Source organism: Pantoea sp. USMM079, assembly GCF_037153115.1.
In the GTDB taxonomy this organism is placed as follows: Bacteria; Pseudomonadota; Gammaproteobacteria; order Enterobacterales; family Enterobacteriaceae; genus Pantoea; species Pantoea communis.
Genome location: NZ_JBBCKX010000001.1, coordinates 52,453 through 71,583, shown reverse-complemented (window position 1 = coordinate 71,583; position 19,131 = coordinate 52,453). Strand labels below are relative to the sequence as shown.

The following is a 19,131-nucleotide window of genomic DNA, read 5'->3' as shown; positions in this document are numbered from 1 at the left end:
GTAATCTTCATGAACTCGCAAAACGCCACCGTGCGCTGGCAGCTGTGGATCGTCGCCTTCGGCTTTTTTATGCAGGCGCTGGATACCACTATCGTCAACACCGCCATCCCTTCGATGGCGCGCGATCTCAACGTCAGCCCACTCAACATGCACTCGGTGATCGTGTCGTATGTGCTGACGGTGGCCGTGACGTTGCCGATCAGCGGCTGGCTGGCGGATCGCTTTGGCGTGCGTAACATTTTCTTCTGCGCCATTGTGCTGTTCAGCATCGGTTCGCTGCTGTGCGCCTTCTCTACCTCGCTCGATCAGCTGGTGATGGCGCGCGTGGTGCAAGGCGTCGGCGGGGCGATGATGGTGCCGGTCGGGCGTTTGACCGTGATGAAAATTGTGCCGCGCGAGCAGTACATGTCGGCGATGACCTTTGTGACCACGCCGGGGCAAATCGGTCCACTGCTCGGTCCGGCGCTGGGCGGGATTTTGGTGCAGTACGCCAGCTGGCACTGGATCTTCCTGATTAATATTCCGGTCGGCATCATCGGCGCGATTGCTACGCTGATGCTGATGCCGAATTACACCATGCAAACCAAACGTTTTGATTTTCTCGGCTTCGTGCTGCTGGCAGTGGGCATGGCGACCCTGACGCTGGCGCTCGACGGCCAGCGCAGCACCGGCGGCTCCCCGCTGCTGCTCGGCGCACTGATTCTGGTCGGCGTGTTCTCCCTGCTGTTTTACCTGATGCACGGCCGCAACAACGACAACGCGCTGTTTAGCCTTAAGCTGTTCGACAACCGCATCTACTCGATTGGCCTGCTCGGCAGCTTCACCGGACGCATCGGTAGCGGCATGCTGCCCTTTATGACACCGATCTTTTTGCAGGTGGGCCTCGGCTACAGCCCGTTCCACGCGGGTTTAATGATGATTCCGATGGTGCTGGGCAATATGGGCACCAAACGCGTGGTGGTGCGCATCGTTAACCTGTTTGGCTATCGCAATGCGCTGGTCGGGGCGACTATCGCACTGGCGCTGGTGGTGTTGCTGTTTCCGGCAGTGGCGCTGCTCGGATGGGTGTGGATGCTGCCAGTGGTCCTGCTGCTGCAAGGCATGGTGAATGCCATCCGCTTCTCCTCAATGAACACCTTAACGCTGAAAGAGTTACCGGATGATCTGGCTTCAAGCGGCAATAGCCTGCTCTCAATGATCATGCAGCTGTCGATGAGTATTGGCGTCACGGTGGCAGGCTTGCTGCTGGGGTCGTTCGCCCACGGTGCCGTGACCAACAGCGCTGCCGCGCATCAAACCTTTATTTATACCTACCTGTGCATGGCGCTGGTGATTGTGTTGCCAGCACTGGTGTTCTGGCGCGTACCCAAAGATGTGAGTAAGAACGTGGATCTCAGAGGCAGGAGAAAAGCATGAAGCAGCCGTTGAAACTCGGCATTGGTGCCAAGTTGTTTGTGGCGATTTTTTCCACCTGCATGCTGGTGATCATCACCATGCACTGGGGCGTGCGCCTCAGCTTTGAGCACGGCTTTGTTGATTACATCAAGAAAGGCAATGAACAGCGTTTAACCCTGCTGAGCGATGCGCTGGCGGATCAGTATGAGCAGCACGGCAACTGGGATTTCCTGCGGAACAACGACCGCCTGATTTTCACCATTCTGCGATCGATGGAGCAAAATCCCGGCAGCAGTACGCAGTTGCCGCCGCACGGCTGGCGCACCCAATTCTGGATTATCGATCAGCAGTATAAAGTGCTGTCCGGGCCACACTCACCGGTGCCGCCGGAAGGCACGCGGCGCAACATCACCACCAGCACCGGCAAGGTAGTGGGTTGGGTGATCGCCTCGCCCGCTGAACGACTGACGCGCAGCACCGATATCAACTTTGATCTGCAGCAGCGCCGCACCAGCTGGATGATCGTCACCCTCACCACGCTGCTGGCGGCGCTGGTCACCTGGCTGCTGGCGCGCGGCTTATTGGCCCCGGTGAAGCGGCTGGTGGATGGCACCCATGAACTGGCCGCTGGCAAATTTTCCACACGCGTGGAAGTGGGCAGCAGTGATGAAATCGGTCAGCTGGCGCGTGACTTTAACCAGCTCGCCAGTTCGCTGGAGAAGAACGAAAGTAACCGCCGCGCCTTTATGGCCGATATCTCCCACGAGCTGCGCACACCGCTGGCAATCATGCGCGGTGAGCTGGAAGCGATGCAGGATGGTGTGCGCAAGCTGACGCCGGAAGCCATCACCTCACTGCAGAGTGAAGTGGTGGTGCTGACTAAACTGGTGGATGATTTGCATCAGCTGTCGCTGTCTGACGCGGGCGCCCTCGCCTACCGTAAACAGCCGGTGGATGTGGTGAATCTGCTGGAAGTGGTGGCAGGCAGCTTTGGCGAACGCTATCGCAGCCGGGATTTAACCCTCACCCTTGCGCTGCCGACCAAAGCGGAAAGTTTTGGCGATCCGGATCGTTTGATGCAGTTGTTCACTAATCTGCTGGAGAATAGCCTGCGTTATACCGATGCCGGTGGCGAAGTACGGGTCAGCCTGCAGCAACACGGTGACTACTGGCAGTTACGCTTTGCGGATAGCGCGCCCGGCGTGGATGCTGAACATCAGGCACATCTTTTTGAGCGTTTTTTCCGGGCTGAAAGTTCACGCAATCGCGCCAGCGGCGGCTCTGGATTGGGCCTGGCGATCTGTAAAAACATTGTTGAAGCACATAGCGGCAGCATTTCTGCGGAGCACTCTGATTTAGGTGGACTGCAAATCGCGCTAAACTTGCCGTATGTTCCTCACCAGAAATAGCTTATGAGCCCGGATAATCACGATCCCCTGATTCTTATTGTTGAAGACGAACCGAAACTGGCGCAGCTGATGATCGATTATCTGCAGGCGTCCAACTATCGCACCCACCATATTGCCGATGGCAATGATGTGCTGAACTACGTGCAGCACTCACCGCCGGATTTGATGCTGCTGGATTTGATGCTGCCGGGTCGCGATGGCTTAACGCTGTGTCGTGAAATCCGCCGTTTCTCCGAGCTGCCGATCATTATGGTCACCGCGCGCACCGAGGAGATCGACCGTTTGCTGGGGCTGGAAATCGGCGCGGATGATTACATCTGCAAACCGTTCAGCCCGCGTGAGGTGGTGGCGCGCGTGAAAACTATTCTGCGCCGCGTGAAACGTTCGCCGGAAGAGGCGCAACTCGCCTCGCATCTGCTGATTGATGAAGGACGTTTTCAGGCCAGCTGGCGCGAACAGCAACTGGAGCTGACGCCTGCTGAATTCCGCCTGTTGAAAACTCTGGCGCTGGAGCCAGGTAAAGTGTTCTCGCGCGAACAGTTGCTGAACCATCTTTATGACGACTATCGCGTGGTTACCGACCGTACTATCGACAGCCATATCAAGAACCTGCGTCGTAAACTGGAAAACCTCGATGCGGAGCAGCCGTTTATTCGCGCGGTGTACGGCATGGGCTATCGCTGGGAAGCGGACGTCTGTCGCCTGATGTAGCGCTCGCTTGATGTAGATCAATTTACTTCAGCGGCGGCCCTGCCTACAATTCCCCACCTTTTGCAGGGCCGTTTGATGCGGCTCATGCACCTGCCATCGCCGATGGCATGCTGACCTGACATCAGTGAGAATTCCCTCCATGTTTAAACCCGAACTCCTTTCTCCAGCGGGATCGCTGAAGAATATGCGCTATGCCTTTGCCTATGGCGCAGACGCGGTGTATGCCGGTCAACCGCGCTACAGCCTGCGCGTGCGTAATAATGAATTCACCCACGAAGTGCTGGCCAAGGGCATTGAAGAAGCGCACCAACTGGGCAAGAAATTCTACGTAGTAGTGAATATCGCGCCGCATAACGCCAAGCTGAAAACCTTTATCCGCGACCTGACGCCGGTGGTGGAGATGCAGCCCGATGCGCTAATCATGTCCGATCCCGGCCTGATTATGCTGGTGCGTGAAGCTTTTCCGGAGATGCCGATTCATCTATCGGTGCAGGCCAATGCGGTGAACTGGGCGACGGTGAAGTTCTGGCAGCAGATGGGGCTGACCCGCGTGATTCTGTCGCGCGAGCTGTCGCTGGATGAGATTGCTGAGATTCGCCAGCAGGTGCCAGAAATGGAGATTGAGATCTTCGTACACGGCGCACTGTGCATGGCCTACTCCGGGCGCTGTCTGCTTTCCGGTTATCTCAATAAGCGCGATCCTAATCAGGGAACCTGCACTAACGCCTGCCGCTGGGAATACAAAGTGGAAGAAGGCAAACAGGATGAGGTGGGCAATATTGTCGGCTTCCACCAGCCGGTTGAGGTGCAGGAGCCCACGCTGGGCGTTGGCGCGACGACCGACCGTGTATTCTTGTTAGAAGAGAAGATGAAGCCCGGCGAAGTGATGAGTGCCTTTGAAGATGAGCACGGCACTTACATCATGAACTCGAAAGATTTACGCGCGGTGGCCCACGTCGAGCGCCTGAGCCAGATGGGCGTGCATTCATTGAAAATTGAAGGCCGTACCAAATCGTTCTATTACTGTGCTCGCACCGCGCAGGTTTATCGTCGTGCTATTGATGATGCGGCAGCGGGCAAGCCGTTCGATCCGGCGCTGCTGGAGACGCTGGAAGGTTTGGCGCATCGTGGCTATACGGAAGGTTTCCTGCGTCGTCATACGCATGACAGTTATCAGAACTATGAACAGGGTTTTTCGGTATCCGATCGCCAGCAGTTTGTGGGAGAGTTTACCGGTGAACGTCGCGGCGACTGGGCGCAAATTGCCGTGAAGAATAAGTTTTTGCTCGGCGATTCTGTGGAGATCATGACGCCGCAGGGCAATCTGAACTGTACGCTGGAATCGATGCAGAATGATAAAGGTGCAGCGGTAGATGTCGCGCCGGGAGATGGACATAAGGTGTGGATCCCGGTGCCGGAATCGGTGGATCTGGCCTTTGCTTTGCTAATGCGAAATTTCACTGACGGCAACAGCACCTACGATCCGCACGGAAAAAAGCGCACATAATGAAAAGAAAGGCGCGAAGTTAGAACAGGATCACAGACCGCCGCTGCGCCTCGCTTTAGAATCCAGCCTGCTGCTAACGAGTAACAATAAACAGCAGGTAGTACCAGGAACCACCTCATTCACCCGCCCGGCTCCCCCGTGCGGGTTTTCTTTTTTTCATCGCCCGCCGATAAAGTTCCTCGCCCAGCTATGCTATAACCTCTGCATCGTATTTCGCCTCAAGGAACTGATTATGCAAAATAAACCACTGACGCTGCTGATCCTCAATGGGAAAGGCGCGGGCAATGAAGATTTGCGTGCGGCGGTGAATACGCTGCGCGATGAAGGTTTTAATCTGGCGGTACGCGTGACCTGGGAAAAGGGCGACGGTGACCGTTACGTGCAGGAAGCGGTGGCGTTGCAGGCTGAAACCGTGGTAGCGGGCGGCGGCGATGGCACCATCAATGAAATCGCCACGGCGCTGGCGGCAGTGCCTGCAGAGCAGCGTCCAGCACTGGGTATTCTGCCGCTTGGCACGGCCAATGATTTCGCCACCAGCGTGGGGATTCCAGAGGAGATGGAACCGGCGCTGCGTCTGGCGGTGTTGGGTAAAGCCAGCGCGATTGATTTGGCGCGCGTGAATGGCGATCGCTACTTTATCAATATGGCGACCGGCGGCTTTGGCACGCGTATTACCACGGAGACGCCGGAGAAATTGAAATCGGCTTTAGGCGGCGTGTCCTATTTTATTCATGGTTTGATGCGAGTGGATGCGCTGAAGCCGGATAGCTGTGAGATCAGCGGTCCGGGATTTGAGTGGCAAGGTGATGCACTGGTGATCGGCATTGGTAATGGTCGTCAGGCGGGTGGCGGACAGAAGCTGTGTCCGGATGCGTTGATCAATGATGGGCAGCTGAATCTGAGCATCGTCACCGCGCAGGAGTTGTTGCCGACCTTGCTGCATTCACTGACGCGTAATGATGAGAATCCGAATATTGTCTCGGCGCAGCTGCAGTCGCTGAGCATTCGCTCACCGCACGAGATGACGTTCAATCTGGATGGCGAACCGCTGACCGGTAGCGAATTTGAAATTGAGGTGATGCCCGGCGCGCTGAGCTGCCGTCTGCCGCCGCAGTGCCCGCTGCTGGCGTGATGTTAGTCGGTTAGAGGCGGGTGAAATGCAGTCTGGGGGGCCAGGTTGCAGCTGATGACGCTGATGGACTAGGCTGACCACGTCGCAGGTGATAACGCAGTCTGGGGTCGGTTTGGGGCTGGCGGTCCTCGCGCCGCTGACGCGGTGCCTTCACTTCACTCGTCAGCCGGACGGACCGGCGCAGACGGAACATCCCTGTTCCGGCTGCGCCTTTCGCCAGCATCCATGCTGGCTTCCTCATTCCGTTCAGCGCTGCGAAATGCCAGCCCCAAAGCGACCCCAGCCTGCTCATTAGCTTTAATGCGTGCTGTCAGAGGTGCTGCCTGTTAGACATTGCGCTCATTGGCTAACTTTAGCTGCTGCCAGAATCACTCTCTAGCAATATTCACTACCGGCTCAGAAGCTGCCCTAGCCTGCCCAATAGCTTGAATGCGTACTGTTAAGAAGGCCTTTACACTTTCATCCAACGACGCTCGACGGCGGACACCGCCACCGCTTCCAGTACTTTCTGCACCTGCAAGCCCTCGGCAAAATCTGGCCACATACGATCACCTGCCGCGATGCCGTTGATCAAATCACGAATCTCGACGGTTTTCTGGTCGTTAAAGCCGATACCGTGACCCGCTGATACGCAGAAGTTGGCGTAATCCGGATGGGCCGGGCCAGTCAGAATGGTTTTGAAGCCCTGACGTCCAGCGGGCTCATCATGGATATACAGCTCCAGCTCGGCCATGCGCTCCTGGGTGTAGCGTAGCGTGCCTTTGGTGCCGGTGACCACGTAGGTGAGGCCCATTTTGCTGCCACAGGCGATGCGCGAGGTTTCAAAAACGCCGTGCGCACCGTTTTTAAAGCGCAGCAGCGCGCTGGCCTGATCTTCGTTCTCTACCGGCAGCAGACGTGAAGGGTCTTTGGGATCGGGCCGCTGTTTAATCACCGTCATCATATCGCCGCTGACTTCTTCGATGTCGCCCACCAGATAGTGCGCCATGTTAACGATATGCGCCGCCAAATCGCCCAGCGCACCTAAACCGGCCAGCGCTTTCTGACAGTGCCAGTCGAGCGGGGTTTCCGGACGTGCCAGATAATCTTCGTTGTGGGTGCCGTAAAAATGAATCACTTCACCAATTTCACCACGCGCAATGATTTCACGCGCCAGTTGGCTGGTCGGGTTTTTCATGTAGTTGAAGCCCACCAGCGTTTTGACGCCTGCCTGCTGCGCGGCCTGCACCATCTCTTCTGCATCGGCCACAGACAACGAAAGCGGCTTCTCGGAATAAACGTGTTTGCCGTTGCGGATCGCTTCCAGCGCCATCTCTTTGTGCAGGAAGTTCGGGGCACAGATGTCGACCACATCAATATTGGGATCGCGCACCAGCTCGTGCCAGTCGCCGGTTGAACGGGCAAAGCCAAAGGTTGCCGCCTGTTTCGCGGCCAGCTCTGGATTCACCTCTGCCAGCATTTCACGCACGATTTCGCCTTTCAGCGCAAAAACAGTGGGAGCCTGCGCGTAAGCAATCGCGTGACAACGACCAATGTAACCACTGCCGATCATTCCGATTCTGACTTTGTTCATGCTGCACCTGGAGTTGTGGGTGGGAATTGATCTGGAATATATGTTTCGCTTTTGGCCGCCACAACGGCGAAATGAAATATCTGTGATCATACATGCGAGGTATCTGACAAAATCGACAAATCAGAATGTAATTTTGCATAACATTAGTGACTTGCATCACAAATCATCCTGTTATGGAGGGTGATTCAGCGTGCTATGGCCGAGAGAATCGCAAAATTGACGCTTTATTCAGCAGTCAGTTAAAAATGTAGAAAAGGCCTTTGACAACCCAGAGCCTGCTCGTTACTATGCGCCCCGTTCCAAACGATTCCTCTGTAGTTCAGTCGGTAGAACGGCGGACTGTTAATCCGTATGTCACTGGTTCGAGTCCAGTCAGAGGAGCCAAATTTGAAAAGCCTGCTTTTGAAGCAGGCTTTTTGCTTTTCTGGGTCCTGCCGTTAACTCAAAATAGCATCCAGCCTGGCAAGCACTTCATTCACCACAGCGTCTGGTATGCGTTCCAGCCGCTTGCCGTTCCGGGCAGCCATATCAATGGTTCTGGGCTGGTCGCAGCGAATCACGCCCATCGTTTTTGTTCCTGCCCATTCCAGTGAAACAGTGAAACCTGCCGTGCGAGCAAAGTTTCCGCCGCTGGTAATGGGAACAACAACGGGTAACCGGGTCAGCTTGTTAAACGATGCCTTCGATACGATAAGCACCGGACGTTTTCCGCTTTGCTCGTGGCCTGCAATCGGGTCCAGTGAAACGAGCCAGATTTCCCCTCTGTCCATCTACAGGATCTCCTTGCCCACCGCAGGAGTATCAATCCATTCCCGATCTTCTTCGCTGATTTCGGCGTGCGGATCGCACTGCGCCAGCAGCTCCTCAAGAGAATAATGAGGCCGTTTCTGGGGTTCAATAATCAGGCAGCCATTATTAATGGTCATGCCGACTTCACTGTCCGTCGACAGCTCCAGCGTTTTGAGCACGGCGGGAGGAACCGCCAACATGATGGATCCGCCGACCTTTTTCAGGCGAGTGGTATACATAGAGCACCTCCTAATATTATATTTTAATATAACATCCATGACAGGCTGTGCACAATTATTCATCAGATTCATGGTGATTTCCCTTTCGTCACATCTCCCTGCACTATGTGACTCTCTTCACAACTCTTTAACGCCGACTTGTATGGTAGTATTAGCAAGCGTATTTTTCATTCATTGCATTCCCGTTGCTGCCAAATCCACCGATTAAGTGTGTATCTGGCAAGGAGTAGATGATGAAAAGTGTCGTAATTGAACAACCGGGTGAACTGGTAGTGGCAGAACGCGCATTGCCTGAACCAGCCGCAGGCGAAGTGCGCGTCAAAGTGCAGTTTGCCAGTATCTGCGGTTCAGATGTGCACATCTGGCACGGCCACAACCCATTCGCCAAATACCCGCGCGTGATTGGCCACGAATTCTTTGGCTTGATCGATGCGGTGGGTGAAGGCGTGGATGCTGCGCGTATCGGCGAGCGTGTGGCGGTGGATCCGGTCGTCAGCTGCGGACACTGCTATCCCTGCTCCATCGGTCGCCCAAACGTCTGCAAAGAACTGCAGGTGATCGGTGTGCACCGTGACGGTGGTTTCAGCGAATTTGCGGTGGCACCGGCGAAAAACGCTTTTACTCTGCCCGCTTCTATTCCGGACAAACTCGCCAGCCTGGTGGAACCGTTCACCATCGCGGCGAACATCACCGCCTTCCTCAAACCGCAGGCTAATGACGTGGCGCTGATTTACGGCGCAGGCCCAATGGGCTTAACCGCCATTCAGGTGCTGAAAGGCGTCTACGGCGTGGAAAAAGTGCTGGTGGTGGATCGTCTGCCGGAACGTCTGGCGCTGGCGCAGGAAAATGGCGCTGATCAGGTGTTCAACAACAGTGAGATTCCGCTGGCCGCACAGCTGGAAGGCGTGCAGCCAACATTGATCATCGATGCCGCCTGCCATCCGACCATTCTGGCAGAAGCCGCTGCCCTCGCCTCTCCGGCGGCGCGTATTGGTCTGCTCGGCTTCTCCGGTGAGCCTTGCAGCATCACGCAGCAGGCGTTAACCAGCAAAGAGTTATCACTGTTTACCTCGCGCCTGAACAGCAATCGCTTCCCGCAGGTGATTGAGTGGATGGAGAAAGGTCAGATTCAGCCAGAGAAATTAGTCACCCACTATTTCCCGCTGGCCGAGATTGAAAAAGCGATGACGCTGTTCGAAAAAGATCCGCGCACCTGCTGCAAAGTGATTCTGCACATGGGTTAAGTTAATCTTCACACCAGGTGTCCTTAATCCGGTGCGTACCCGCCGGCCAATATAATAATCCTCTCAATGCTTCAGGCTGTATCAAAGCGGCAAGTGATTCAATCCCCGAAGGGGATGAGATTAAACAGGCCACACAGAAACAGATTGAAGCATGATGGGGAAACGGAGTTTCTATGTTAAAGAATCTACGCTGGACCCTCGTACTGCTGTTGTTCCTGGTTTATATGATCAACTACCTCGATCGTATTGCCCTTTCTCTGACTGTACCGCTGGTAGAAAAAGACCTGATGATCAACGCCGAACAGTTCGGCATGATTTTCGGTAGCTTCTTCTTTGGCTACGCGCTGTTTAACTTTATCGGTGGCCTGGCGACCGATAAATTCGGCCCGACTATCGTGCTCGGCACCGCCGTCGGTATGTGGTCGCTGTTCTGCGGCATGACCGCGCTGGCAACTGGCTTCTGGTCGATGATGATTCTGCGTGTGCTCTTCGGCATGGCAGAAGGCCCGATTTGCGCTTCTGCCAACAAAGCGATTAACGGCTGGTTCCCGAAAAAACAGGCTGCTACCGCAATGGGCTTACTCAGCGCCGGTTCGCCGCTGGGTGGCGCGGTGGCAGGCCCGATTGTGGGTTATCTGGCGTTGTCATTTGGCTGGCGTCCAGCGTTCGTGGTGATCTGTGTGATTGGCCTGGTGTGGATGGGTTTGTGGTTCTTCTTCGCCGCTGATAACCCGGCGCGCAGCAAAAAAGTCTCTGAAGAAGAGCGCGCGCTGGTCGAGAAACTGAAAGCAGAAGAACCGGCTGATGTCATCGACCCGACCGGTAAAGCACACGGTATGGGTTACTACCTGCGTCAGCCGATTATTCTGGTCACCGCTTTTGCCTTCTTCTGCTACAACTATATTCTGTTCTTCTTCCTGAGCTGGTTCCCGGCTTATCTGGTGCAGGCGCACGGCCTGGATATTAAATCCATGAGTATCACCACCATGATCCCGTGGATTGTCGGCTTCGTCGGCCTGGCGTTGGGCGGTTGGATCTCGGATAAGATTTTCAACATCACCGGCAAGTTGCTGCTGTCGCGCAAAATTGTTCTGGTGGTCTCGCTGCTGGCTGCCGCCATCTGTGTAGCACTGGCGGGAACGATTAAAGAGGTGAATTCCGCGGTGATCATGATGTCGATCTCCATCTTCTTCCTCTACATCACCGGTGCGATTTACTGGGCGATTATTCAGGATGTGGTGCACAAAAGCCGTGTCGGCAGCATCAGTGGCTTTATCCATCTGATTGGTAGCCTGTCCGGGATTGTTGGACCGATTGTCACGGGCTATATCGTGCAGCACACCGGTAAATTCGACAGCGCCTTTATTCTGGCGGGCTGTGTCGCCGGGATTGGTGCGATGCTGGTGCTGTTTGTGATTCGCAGCCCAAAGACCGTAGATAAACCGGTGTCCGCATAACAGATTGACCATAATGGGGCGCTCAGCGCCCCATTTGCTAAAAGGAAAACGCATGTTAGAGCTTGATCGCCTCCCCGCCGACGTCCAACGTCCCGCTTACGACCGCAGCCAGTTAAAAACCCGCATGGTACATATTGGCTTTGGTGCTTTTCACCGCGCCCATCAGGCGCTCGCGACCGATAAACTGGCAACGGAAGGTAGCGACTGGGGCTACTGCGAAGTGAACCTCAACAGCGGCGCATTGATTCAGGCGCTGCGTCAGCAAGACCTGCTTTATACCCTCACCGAAATGGCCGATAGCAGCCTGCACACCCGCGTGATTGGCGTGGTGACGCAAGCGCTGCATGGCAAAGGCGACGGCATTGATGCGGTAATTGAGGCGATGAGCCAGCCGGATGTGGCGATTGTCTCGATGACGGTGACCGAGAAAGGCTATTGCTACATGCCTTCCAGCGGCAAGCTCAATCCGGATCATCCTGATATCGTGCATGACCTGGAAAACCCCACGCAGCCGCGTTCGCTGCCGGGCCTGATTCTGGCGGCGATTATGCGTCGTCGCGAGCGTGGATTAACGCCATTCAGCGTGATGTCCTGCGACAACATGCCAGAGAACGGTCACGTCACGCGCAACGTCGTCACCCAGCTGGCAGAACGCCATAGCCACGAACTGGCAGAGTACATTCAAACGCACATTACCTTCCCTTCCACCATGGTGGATCGCATCGTTCCCGCCATGACAGATGCGGCATTTGATGCGCTGGAAGCACGCTTAGGCAGCAGCGATCCGGTGGCGGTAGAAGCCGAGCCTTTCTTCCAGTGGGTGATTGAAGATAACTTCGTCAATGGCCGCCCGGCGTGGGAAAATGCCGGTGCTGAGCTGGTCAGTGATGTATTGCCGTTTGAAGAGATGAAGTTGCGCATGCTGAACGGCAGCCACTCGTTCCTCGCCTATCTCGGCTTCCTCGCCGGATACGAACACATCAGCGATTGCATGGCCGATAGCCACTTCCGCACAGCGGCACGCGCGCTGATGTTACAGGATCAGGCCCCGACGCTGCGTACTCAGGGCGTGGATCTCACCGCCTATGCCGACTCGCTGATCGCTCGCTACGAAAACCGCGCCATCAAGCATCGCACTTATCAAATTGCCACCGATGGCACGCAGAAGTTGCCACAGCGTTTGCTGGACAGCGTGCGCTGGCATCTGCGTAACGGCACCTCGTGTGACTATCTGCTGCTGGGTGTGGCGGGCTGGATGCGTTACGTGAGCGGTGTCGATGAGCAAGGTCAGGCGATTGAGATTCGCGATCCAATGAAAGAACAATTGGCGAGTATCGTTGCGCACAGTGATGAGGGTGCACAGCGCGTCGAAGCCTTACTGCGGATACAAGCGGTATTTGGCGATGATTTACGTTATCAGACCGCCTTTGTCTCACGCCTCACCGAGTTGTATAACCAGCTTAATACCCAAGGTGCACGCGCCACGGTACAAGCCCTTGTGACACAGGCATAAGTGCCTTCACAAATGTGTAGCGCAGATGCAGCGTGCTGATTAGACTGAACCTTTCTCATCGGGCTGGCGTAGGCCAGCCGTAATACGGATATTGCTGCATGTCGATTGCCTATACCATTACCACCAGCGAACCCGTAAATCAGCAGATCTATCGTTATCTGCGCAAAGATATCGTGACCTGCGCCATTCATCCCGGCTCGTTGCTGTCGGAAAAAGAAGTGTCCGCGCGCTTTAATGTGTCGCGCCAGCCAGTCCGCGAAGCCTTTATCAAACTGGCGGAAGCGGGCCTGGTGCAGGTGCTGCCGCAGCGCGGCACTTTCGTGCGTAAAATTTCCGCCCAGCGTGTGGCCGACGGCCGTTTTATCCGTGAAGCGGTGGAGATTGCCGTGGTGCGACGCGCGGCACAGGAGATCACGCCCGAAGGCTTGATGGCGCTGGAGCACAATCTTCAGTTGCAGCGCCTGGCGGCAGAACGTCACGACAGCCAGGCATTCTTAGCGCTGGACGATGAGTTTCACCGCCTGATTGCCGAAGGGATTAACTGCCTGCTGGCGTGGGAAACGGTGGAGAACATTAAAGCCACCATGGACCGCGTGCGCTTCCTGACCCTGAGTGAAGTGTCGCCACCGGAAAGCCTGATTCAGCAGCATGAAAACATCTACCAGGCGTTAAAAGCGCAGGATGTTGAGGCGGCAGAAGCGGCGATGCGTCGTCATCTGCAGGAGATGATTTTAACCATCACGCCGATTGCTGAGCGTAATAGCGAATGGTTTGAAGCGCCTTAGATTGTCTGCGATTAGATGCCCTCAACCTGGTCCTCTCCCATATAAAGGGGGAGACCCAAGCAAAGTGCGATTGGCGGGCGAGTGAAGCGCGTGTTGCCGCTCAATAGAGAGCTTTGCAGATAAGATTTCGTCCCCATGCTCTCGATCAATCCCCAATCATTACTCCGCTGACCGATTCCCCTCCCGCTTGCGGGAAGGGATTTGGGCAATCAATTACGCAAATGTGACGTCTTTCGCCAGATAAACATCCTGCACCGCATTAATCAGCTGTACGCCCTCTTTCAGCGACTTCTTAAACGCCTTACGGCCCAGGATCAGCCCCATCCCGCCCGCACGTTTGTTGATCACCGCAGTACGCACCGACTCAGCAATGTCGGTGTCCCCTGCAGACGCTCCACCTGAGTTAATCAATCCCGCACGGCCCATATAGCAGTTCGCTAGTTGGTAGCGCACCAGATCGATCGGGTTCTCCGTGGTCAGCTTGCTGTAGACGCGCTCATCGGTGTGACCGAATTTCACCGCCTTGTAGCCGCCGTTGTTCTCGGCCATCTTCTGCTTGACGATGTCTGCGCCAATGGTCGCCGCAAGATGGTTAGCCTGACCGGTTAAATCAGCGCTGGCATGGTAATCCACGCCGTCTTTCTTGAAGCCATCATTGCGCAGATAGGCCCACAGCACGGTAACCATACCCAGCTCATGCGCACGCTCGAAAGCAGCCGAGATCTCTTCAATCTGGCGGCGTGACTGCTCAGAACCAAAATAGATGGTCGCGCCCACCGCAATCGCCCCCAGGTTGAATGCCTGCTCAACGCTGGCATACAGCGTTTGATCGTATTGGGTGGGATAGCTCAGGGTTTCGTTGTGGTTGAGTTTCACCATAAACGGAATACGGTGCGCATAACGGCGTGATACCGAGGCCAGCACGCCATAGGTGGATGCCACGCAGTTACAGCCTGCTTCAATCGCCAGCTCAACAATGTTCTTCGGATCGAAGTAAGCCGGGTTGGCGGCAAAAGAGGCGCCCGCTGAGTGCTCAACGCCCTGATCGACCGGCAGAATCGACAGATAGCCGGTGCCCGCCAAACGACCGGTGTTATACAGGGTTTGCATATTGCGTAATACGGCAGGAGAACGATTGTTGTCGATCATCACACGATCGACGAAATCCGCGCCCGGTAAATAAAGGCTGTCCGCTGGAATGGTCATGCAGCGATGTTGAAGAAGTGAATCCGCTTCTTTGCCCAATAACTGTACGATGTCCGTCATGTTGGCTCCTGAAATAAATGGCTGGAATGGAACCGGCAATGGCCGATTCGCCCCCAACAGCCTGGACCGAAAAGCGCCAGGCTGGCAAATTGCTGACTCCATTTTTCAGACGGATACGCAGTAAAAAAATTCTGCCACCTTGCCATGGGCGGCCTTCAGATTGAATCCTGCAACGCAATGGCACACCTTAATGGCCGTTTTAGAGCCCTACCACCATTGATGGAAATGGTGCACCGGACCAATGCCCTTGCCGACTTCCAGCGAGTCCGCGTGCAGCAAGGCTTGCTGCAACCAGGCTTTGGCTTCGGTCACCGTATCCGCCCAGTTATCGTGGCGTGGACGCAGCGCCGCTAAAGCGGCGGACAGCGAACAACCGGTGCCGTGGGTATGGCGCGTATTGACGCGCGGTGCGGTAAAACGCTGACGGCCCGCGCGGGTGATTAGCCAGTCCGGGCTCTCAGCATCGCTAAGATGACCGCCCTTCATCAATACGGCTTCACAACCGAGATCCAGTAGCGCATCGCCCTGCATCAGCATGGTTTTCTCATCCTGCGCCATGTCACGCCCCAATAGCGCAGCCGCTTCCGGCAAATTGGGGGTGATCAACGACACCTGTGGCAGCAGCAGTTCACGCACGCTGGCCACTGCATCCGGCGACAGCAGCGGATCGCCACTCTTGGCAATCATCACCGTATCCAGCACCACAAACGGCAGGCTGGCGCGTTTCAGCCGCTCGGCCACCACTTCAACAATCGCGGTTTCCGACAGCATGCCGATTTTGGCGGCATCGATACGCACATCGTCCAGCACCGAATCCAGTTGCGCGCCCACGAAATCGGGTTCAATGCGATACACCGACTGCACGCCGCAGGTGTTCTGCGCCACCAGCGCGGTAATCACACTGGTGCCATACGCACCCAGCGCGGAGAAGGCTTTGAGATCGGCCTGAATGCCCGCGCCACCGCTCGGGTCAGTGCCTGCAATGGTCAACGCGTTGATGCGTTTCATATGGCAACCTCCAGCGTCCAGAGGTTATCGAGGAAAGCCGCAACAAAGCTGCCTGGCCCCTGAACAGCACGTGCCGCCTGCTCACCCGCCAGTGACATCACGCGACATGCCGCCGCCACATGCTGCAAGCGGTCGCCCGGCAAGCTGCTGAAGGCCGCGACCACGGCGGAAAGCGCGCAGCCGGTGCCGACCACGCGCGTCATCAGCGGGCTGCCGCCTGGAATGGCCAGCGTGCGTTTGCCATCGGTAACGTAATCCACTTCGCCGGTGACCGCCACCAGCGTGTGGTAATCCTGTGCCAGTTGTTGCGCGGCGCTCAATGCGGTATCAGCCTGATGCACGCTGTCCACGCCGCGTCCGCCCGCAGCCTGGTTAGCCAGCGCGAGGATTTCCGAGGCGTTGCCACGAATCGCGGCGGGATGCAGGCTCAACAGCTGCTGGCAGAATTCGGTACGGAATGAGAGTGCACCCACGGCCACCGGATCGAGCGTCCAGGGCGTACCGACTTTAGAGGCGGACTGCACCGCCGCCAGCATCGCATCGCGACGGTCGCGAGTTAAGGTCCCGACGTTGATCAGCAGCGCATCGGCAAAACTCACGAACTGCGCGGCTTCTTCGGCATCGATCACCATCGCGGGAGAGGCTTGCAAAGCCAGCAGCACATTGGCGGTAAAGGTTTGCACCACATCATTGGTCATGCAGTGCACCAGCGGTGCCTGCTGACGCAGCAGCTGCAGGGATTGCGCGAGTTGCGCGGAGGTAAGAAGGTCAGGCTGTGTCATAAAACTCCCAACCGGCGATCAAGAAGGCGAATGCGGTCAGGCATCTGACTTCCCTACGCTGGCATTATCCAGATCAGGTCAGCGGGTGTATCTCAGCCCTGTTTTACAGGGGCACCCCGAGTCATGGCATGGTGAACATGCCGCACACAGGATAAGGCGAGCGTGAAGGATTGTAAATCGTGGTCGTTTGAAGGATGCTGATAACGGCACTCAGTCAAAATAGTTAAAATAATTCGACAGGCTAAATTTTAAAAAGATCCATCTCGATCAATTATCATCATTAATTAACTCTCTTCTGAATTTTCCAGATTTATTCTAATCACTGAAAAATCGACTAATCAACACGCGCCTTCGCATTCATTGATGCACATCAACGCCCTGCCAGGCGTAGCAAGGCCTAATCCCCCTCCGGACTTGAACAGAGTCACAGCCTATCCAATTCCGGAATCGATAATGATCTCAAAATTATTAAGCTTTGTTCCGCATGCCCATAAATGGCACGACATTCGTATTTCGCGCAAAGGGGCTATTTGCCCTTCCGGTCGCCACTATTTTTCCACCCATGTTGAAGCTCGATGTAAAAGTTGCGGCGAACGTTTGCATAAAGTTTATTACCGCGACGTGAGCGATGCGGAAGCACACCGTTGGTTGGGATGAAAAACAGGCAAAAAAAAGCCCCGTAACATCCGTTACGGGGCTGCTGCGTGGCTATCGCAATAAAACTTATTCAGCCGGTTGGGTGCGGATCAGGTAATCGAACGCGCTGAGTGAGGCTTTCGCGCCTTCACCGCTGGCGATGATGATCTGCTTGTACGGCACCGTGGTGCAGTCACCCGCTGCGAACACGCCTTTCAGGCTGGTTTCGCATTTGGCATCGATAATGATTTCGCCCATCTTGTTACGTTCTACCGCGCCTTCCAGGAAGGTGGTGTTCGGCAACAGACCAATCTGCACGAAGATGCCGCTCAGCGCGATCTCGTGGCTGGTCTGGTTGTTACGGTCGATGTAGCTCAACCCGGTCACTTTGCTGCCGTCGCCTTTCACTTCAGTGGTCTGCGCATTCAGAATCACATCGACGTTTTTCAGGCTGCGCAGTTTGTCCTGCAGCACTTTGTCGGCGCGCATTTCGCTGGCGAATTCCAGCAGCGTCACGTGCTCAACCAGACCCGCGAGGTCGATAGCCGCTTCAACGCCGGAGTTACCGCCGCCGATAACTGCAGTGCGCTTGCCTTTGAACAGCGGGCCATCGCAGTGTGGGCAGTAGGTCACGCCTTTGGTGCGATACTGCTCTTCACCCGGCACACCCATGTTGCGCCAGCGTGCGCCAGTGGCAATGATGATGCTGCGTGATTTCAGGACTGCGCCAGAAGCGGTTTCAATCGCGTGCAGACCGCCCTCTTTCGCTGCAGGAATCAGCTTGATGGCGCTCTGGGTGTCGATGACGTCAACATCGTAATCATCGACGTGGGCACGCAGTGAACCGGCCAACTTCGCGCCTTCGGTTTTCTGTACGGAGATGTAGTTTTCGATGTCCACGGTGTCGAGCACCTGACCACCAAAACGCTCGCCCATCAGGCCAGTGCGGATACCTTTACGTGCCGAGTAAATCGCTGCCGCTGCGCCCGCTGGGCCGCTGCCGACAATCAGCACTTCATAGGCGTCACGCTTGTTCAGCTCTTCTGCTGCACGTTTCTCAGCGTTGGTGTCCACTTTGCCGACGATTTCCGCCAGACTCAGACGGCCCTGACCGAACTCTTTGCCGTTCAGGAATACCGCAGGAACGCCCATCACGTTACGTTCGGTGATTTCGTTCTGGAACATGCCGCCGTCAATCGCGGTGTGGCTGATGCGTGGGTTCAGCACCGCCATCAGGTTCAGCGCCTGCACCACGTCAGGACAGTTATGGCACGACAGCGAGTAATAGGTTTCGAAATGCAGGTCGGTGTCCAGAGCAACCACTTGCTCCAGCAGGCTCTGCGACTCTTTCGAAGGGTGTCCACCGGTCTGCAGCAGGGCCAGCACCAGTGAAGTAAATTCGTGCCCCATTGGCGAACCGGCGAAGCGTGGGCCGCTCTGGCTGCCTGGGTTAGTGATCAGGAAAGAGGGTTTACGAACCGGACGATCATTCTCTTCACGGAAGCTGACTTTTTCTGACAAGCTCGCGATATCGGCTAGCAGAGAACGAATCTCCGCAGATTTAGCGCCATCATCCAGTGTGGCAATCAACTCAACCGGTTTCTTTAATTTCTCAAGGTAAGCCTTGAGCTGTGTTTTTAAATTGGTATCGAGCATAGTGAGTTCCTGTCAAGAAAATCGGGTGC

Annotated in this window: 17 protein-coding genes, 1 tRNA gene and 1 riboswitch; of the genes, 11 read left to right on the top strand and 7 right to left on the bottom strand. The window is 55.8% G+C overall.

Annotated features, from left to right (window positions below; translation table 11 throughout):
- Positions 1-9: 9 nt before the first annotated feature.
- The 5 genes from WFP70_RS00335 (at position 10) to yegS (ending at position 6,154) form a co-directional block, all read left to right on the top strand.
- Complete coding sequence (locus WFP70_RS00335; RefSeq protein WP_200569332.1) at positions 10-1,416, top strand: MFS transporter; 1,407 nt, start codon at positions 10-12, stop codon at positions 1,414-1,416.
- Complete coding sequence (gene baeS, locus WFP70_RS00330) at positions 1,413-2,804, top strand: two-component system sensor histidine kinase BaeS (RefSeq protein WP_097116632.1); 1,392 nt, start codon at positions 1,413-1,415, stop codon at positions 2,802-2,804. The genes WFP70_RS00335 and baeS overlap by 4 nt, the downstream gene beginning before the upstream one ends.
- Positions 2,805-2,807: 3 nt before the next feature.
- Positions 2,808-3,515, top strand: a complete 708-nt coding sequence (gene baeR, locus WFP70_RS00325; protein WP_034824856.1) for a two-component system response regulator BaeR — start codon at positions 2,808-2,810, stop codon at positions 3,513-3,515.
- A 139-nt stretch (positions 3,516-3,654) separates the two neighbouring features.
- Positions 3,655-5,022 carry a prephenate-dependent tRNA uridine(34) hydroxylase TrhP gene (trhP, locus tag WFP70_RS00320; RefSeq protein ID WP_160833496.1) on the top strand — a complete coding sequence of 456 codons (1,368 nt, stop codon included), beginning with the start codon at positions 3,655-3,657 and terminating at the stop codon, positions 5,020-5,022.
- 232 nt (positions 5,023-5,254) lie between these two features.
- Entirely contained in the window at positions 5,255-6,154 is a 900-nt protein-coding gene (yegS, locus tag WFP70_RS00315; RefSeq protein WP_034824860.1) for a lipid kinase YegS, read from the top strand.
- A 451-nt stretch (positions 6,155-6,605) separates the two neighbouring features.
- Here yegS and WFP70_RS00310 read toward each other — a convergent pair whose 3' ends face one another.
- The gene (locus tag WFP70_RS00310) at positions 6,606-7,727 is read right to left on the bottom strand and encodes a Gfo/Idh/MocA family protein (protein ID WP_058961411.1); all 1,122 of its coding nucleotides are present in this window, start codon (positions 7,725-7,727) and stop codon (positions 6,606-6,608) included.
- Between the two features lie 308 nt (positions 7,728-8,035).
- Between WFP70_RS00310 and WFP70_RS00305 the strand changes: the two genes are divergently transcribed.
- Positions 8,036-8,111, top strand: a tRNA-Asn gene (locus WFP70_RS00305).
- Between the two features lie 53 nt (positions 8,112-8,164).
- Here the strand turns inward: WFP70_RS00305 and WFP70_RS00300 are convergent.
- On the bottom strand, positions 8,165-8,497 hold the full coding sequence (locus tag WFP70_RS00300; protein WP_034824863.1) for a type II toxin-antitoxin system PemK/MazF family toxin: 333 nt from the start codon (positions 8,495-8,497) through the stop codon (positions 8,165-8,167).
- Positions 8,498-8,755, bottom strand: coding sequence for an AbrB/MazE/SpoVT family DNA-binding domain-containing protein (locus WFP70_RS00295; protein ID WP_166936165.1), 258 nt, complete (start codon positions 8,753-8,755; stop codon positions 8,498-8,500). It lies immediately after the preceding gene.
- A 233-nt stretch (positions 8,756-8,988) separates the two neighbouring features.
- Here WFP70_RS00295 and WFP70_RS00290 point away from each other — a divergent pair, with 233 nt between their 5' ends.
- From WFP70_RS00290 to WFP70_RS00275, 4 genes are all read left to right on the top strand, one after another.
- Positions 8,989-9,999 carry a Zn-dependent oxidoreductase gene (locus WFP70_RS00290; protein ID WP_160868019.1) on the top strand — a complete coding sequence of 337 codons (1,011 nt, stop codon included), beginning with the start codon at positions 8,989-8,991 and terminating at the stop codon, positions 9,997-9,999.
- A gap of 173 nt (positions 10,000-10,172) precedes the next feature.
- On the top strand, positions 10,173-11,456 hold the full coding sequence (locus WFP70_RS00285) for an MFS transporter (protein ID WP_160868018.1): 1,284 nt from the start codon (positions 10,173-10,175) through the stop codon (positions 11,454-11,456).
- A 52-nt stretch (positions 11,457-11,508) separates the two neighbouring features.
- Positions 11,509-12,969 carry a mannitol dehydrogenase family protein gene (locus WFP70_RS00280; RefSeq protein ID WP_337022302.1) on the top strand — a complete coding sequence of 487 codons (1,461 nt, stop codon included), beginning with the start codon at positions 11,509-11,511 and terminating at the stop codon, positions 12,967-12,969.
- Positions 12,970-13,067: 98 nt separating this feature from the next.
- On the top strand, positions 13,068-13,754 hold the full coding sequence (locus WFP70_RS00275) for a GntR family transcriptional regulator (protein WP_034824871.1): 687 nt from the start codon (positions 13,068-13,070) through the stop codon (positions 13,752-13,754).
- A gap of 213 nt (positions 13,755-13,967) precedes the next feature.
- Here WFP70_RS00275 and fbaB read toward each other — a convergent pair whose 3' ends face one another.
- From fbaB to thiM, 3 genes are all read right to left on the bottom strand, one after another.
- The gene (fbaB, locus tag WFP70_RS00270) at positions 13,968-15,020 is read right to left on the bottom strand and encodes a class I fructose-bisphosphate aldolase (RefSeq protein WP_337022301.1); all 1,053 of its coding nucleotides are present in this window, start codon (positions 15,018-15,020) and stop codon (positions 13,968-13,970) included.
- A gap of 207 nt (positions 15,021-15,227) precedes the next feature.
- Positions 15,228-16,028 carry a bifunctional hydroxymethylpyrimidine kinase/phosphomethylpyrimidine kinase gene (gene thiD, locus WFP70_RS00265; RefSeq protein ID WP_038645887.1) on the bottom strand — a complete coding sequence of 267 codons (801 nt, stop codon included), beginning with the start codon at positions 16,026-16,028 and terminating at the stop codon, positions 15,228-15,230.
- On the bottom strand, positions 16,025-16,810 hold the full coding sequence (gene thiM, locus WFP70_RS00260; RefSeq protein WP_337022300.1) for a hydroxyethylthiazole kinase: 786 nt from the start codon (positions 16,808-16,810) through the stop codon (positions 16,025-16,027). Before thiM ends, thiD begins: the two co-directional genes overlap by 4 nt.
- Positions 16,811-16,843: 33 nt before the next feature.
- A riboswitch (TPP riboswitch) is annotated at positions 16,844-16,939 on the bottom strand.
- A 324-nt stretch (positions 16,940-17,263) separates the two neighbouring features.
- On the opposite strand from thiM, the gene WFP70_RS00255 reads away from it, so the two are divergent.
- Positions 17,264-17,467, top strand: coding sequence for a hypothetical protein (locus tag WFP70_RS00255; protein WP_337022299.1), 204 nt, complete (start codon positions 17,264-17,266; stop codon positions 17,465-17,467).
- A gap of 66 nt (positions 17,468-17,533) precedes the next feature.
- Here the strand turns inward: WFP70_RS00255 and ahpF are convergent, their stop codons facing one another.
- Positions 17,534-19,102, bottom strand: a complete 1,569-nt coding sequence (gene ahpF / locus WFP70_RS00250) for an alkyl hydroperoxide reductase subunit F (protein ID WP_097116623.1) — start codon at positions 19,100-19,102, stop codon at positions 17,534-17,536.
- Positions 19,103-19,131 lie beyond the last annotated feature (29 nt).

What these genes read in the sequence shown, in the direction of transcription:
- WFP70_RS00335 (WP_200569332.1), top strand. Translation starts at nt 10, where the DNA reads ATGAACTCGCAAAACGCCACCGTGCGCTGGCAGCTGTGGATCGTCGCC.
- baeS (WP_097116632.1), top strand. Translation starts at nt 1,413, where the DNA reads ATGAAGCAGCCGTTGAAACTCGGCATTGGTGCCAAGTTGTTTGTGGCG.
- baeR (WP_034824856.1), top strand. Translation starts at nt 2,808, where the DNA reads ATGAGCCCGGATAATCACGATCCCCTGATTCTTATTGTTGAAGACGAA.
- trhP (WP_160833496.1), top strand. Translation starts at nt 3,655, where the DNA reads ATGTTTAAACCCGAACTCCTTTCTCCAGCGGGATCGCTGAAGAATATG.
- yegS (WP_034824860.1), top strand. Translation starts at nt 5,255, where the DNA reads ATGCAAAATAAACCACTGACGCTGCTGATCCTCAATGGGAAAGGCGCG.
- WFP70_RS00310 (WP_058961411.1), bottom strand. Translation starts at nt 7,727, where the DNA reads ATGAACAAAGTCAGAATCGGAATGATCGGCAGTGGTTACATTGGTCGT.
- WFP70_RS00300 (WP_034824863.1), bottom strand. Translation starts at nt 8,497, where the DNA reads ATGGACAGAGGGGAAATCTGGCTCGTTTCACTGGACCCGATTGCAGGC.
- WFP70_RS00295 (WP_166936165.1), bottom strand. Translation starts at nt 8,755, where the DNA reads ATGTATACCACTCGCCTGAAAAAGGTCGGCGGATCCATCATGTTGGCG.
- WFP70_RS00290 (WP_160868019.1), top strand. Translation starts at nt 8,989, where the DNA reads ATGAAAAGTGTCGTAATTGAACAACCGGGTGAACTGGTAGTGGCAGAA.
- WFP70_RS00285 (WP_160868018.1), top strand. Translation starts at nt 10,173, where the DNA reads ATGTTAAAGAATCTACGCTGGACCCTCGTACTGCTGTTGTTCCTGGTT.
- WFP70_RS00280 (WP_337022302.1), top strand. Translation starts at nt 11,509, where the DNA reads ATGTTAGAGCTTGATCGCCTCCCCGCCGACGTCCAACGTCCCGCTTAC.
- WFP70_RS00275 (WP_034824871.1), top strand. Translation starts at nt 13,068, where the DNA reads ATGTCGATTGCCTATACCATTACCACCAGCGAACCCGTAAATCAGCAG.
- fbaB (WP_337022301.1), bottom strand. Translation starts at nt 15,020, where the DNA reads ATGACGGACATCGTACAGTTATTGGGCAAAGAAGCGGATTCACTTCTT.
- thiD (WP_038645887.1), bottom strand. Translation starts at nt 16,028, where the DNA reads ATGAAACGCATCAACGCGTTGACCATTGCAGGCACTGACCCGAGCGGT.
- thiM (WP_337022300.1), bottom strand. Translation starts at nt 16,810, where the DNA reads ATGACACAGCCTGACCTTCTTACCTCCGCGCAACTCGCGCAATCCCTG.
- WFP70_RS00255 (WP_337022299.1), top strand. Translation starts at nt 17,264, where the DNA reads ATGATCTCAAAATTATTAAGCTTTGTTCCGCATGCCCATAAATGGCAC.
- ahpF (WP_097116623.1), bottom strand. Translation starts at nt 19,102, where the DNA reads ATGCTCGATACCAATTTAAAAACACAGCTCAAGGCTTACCTTGAGAAA.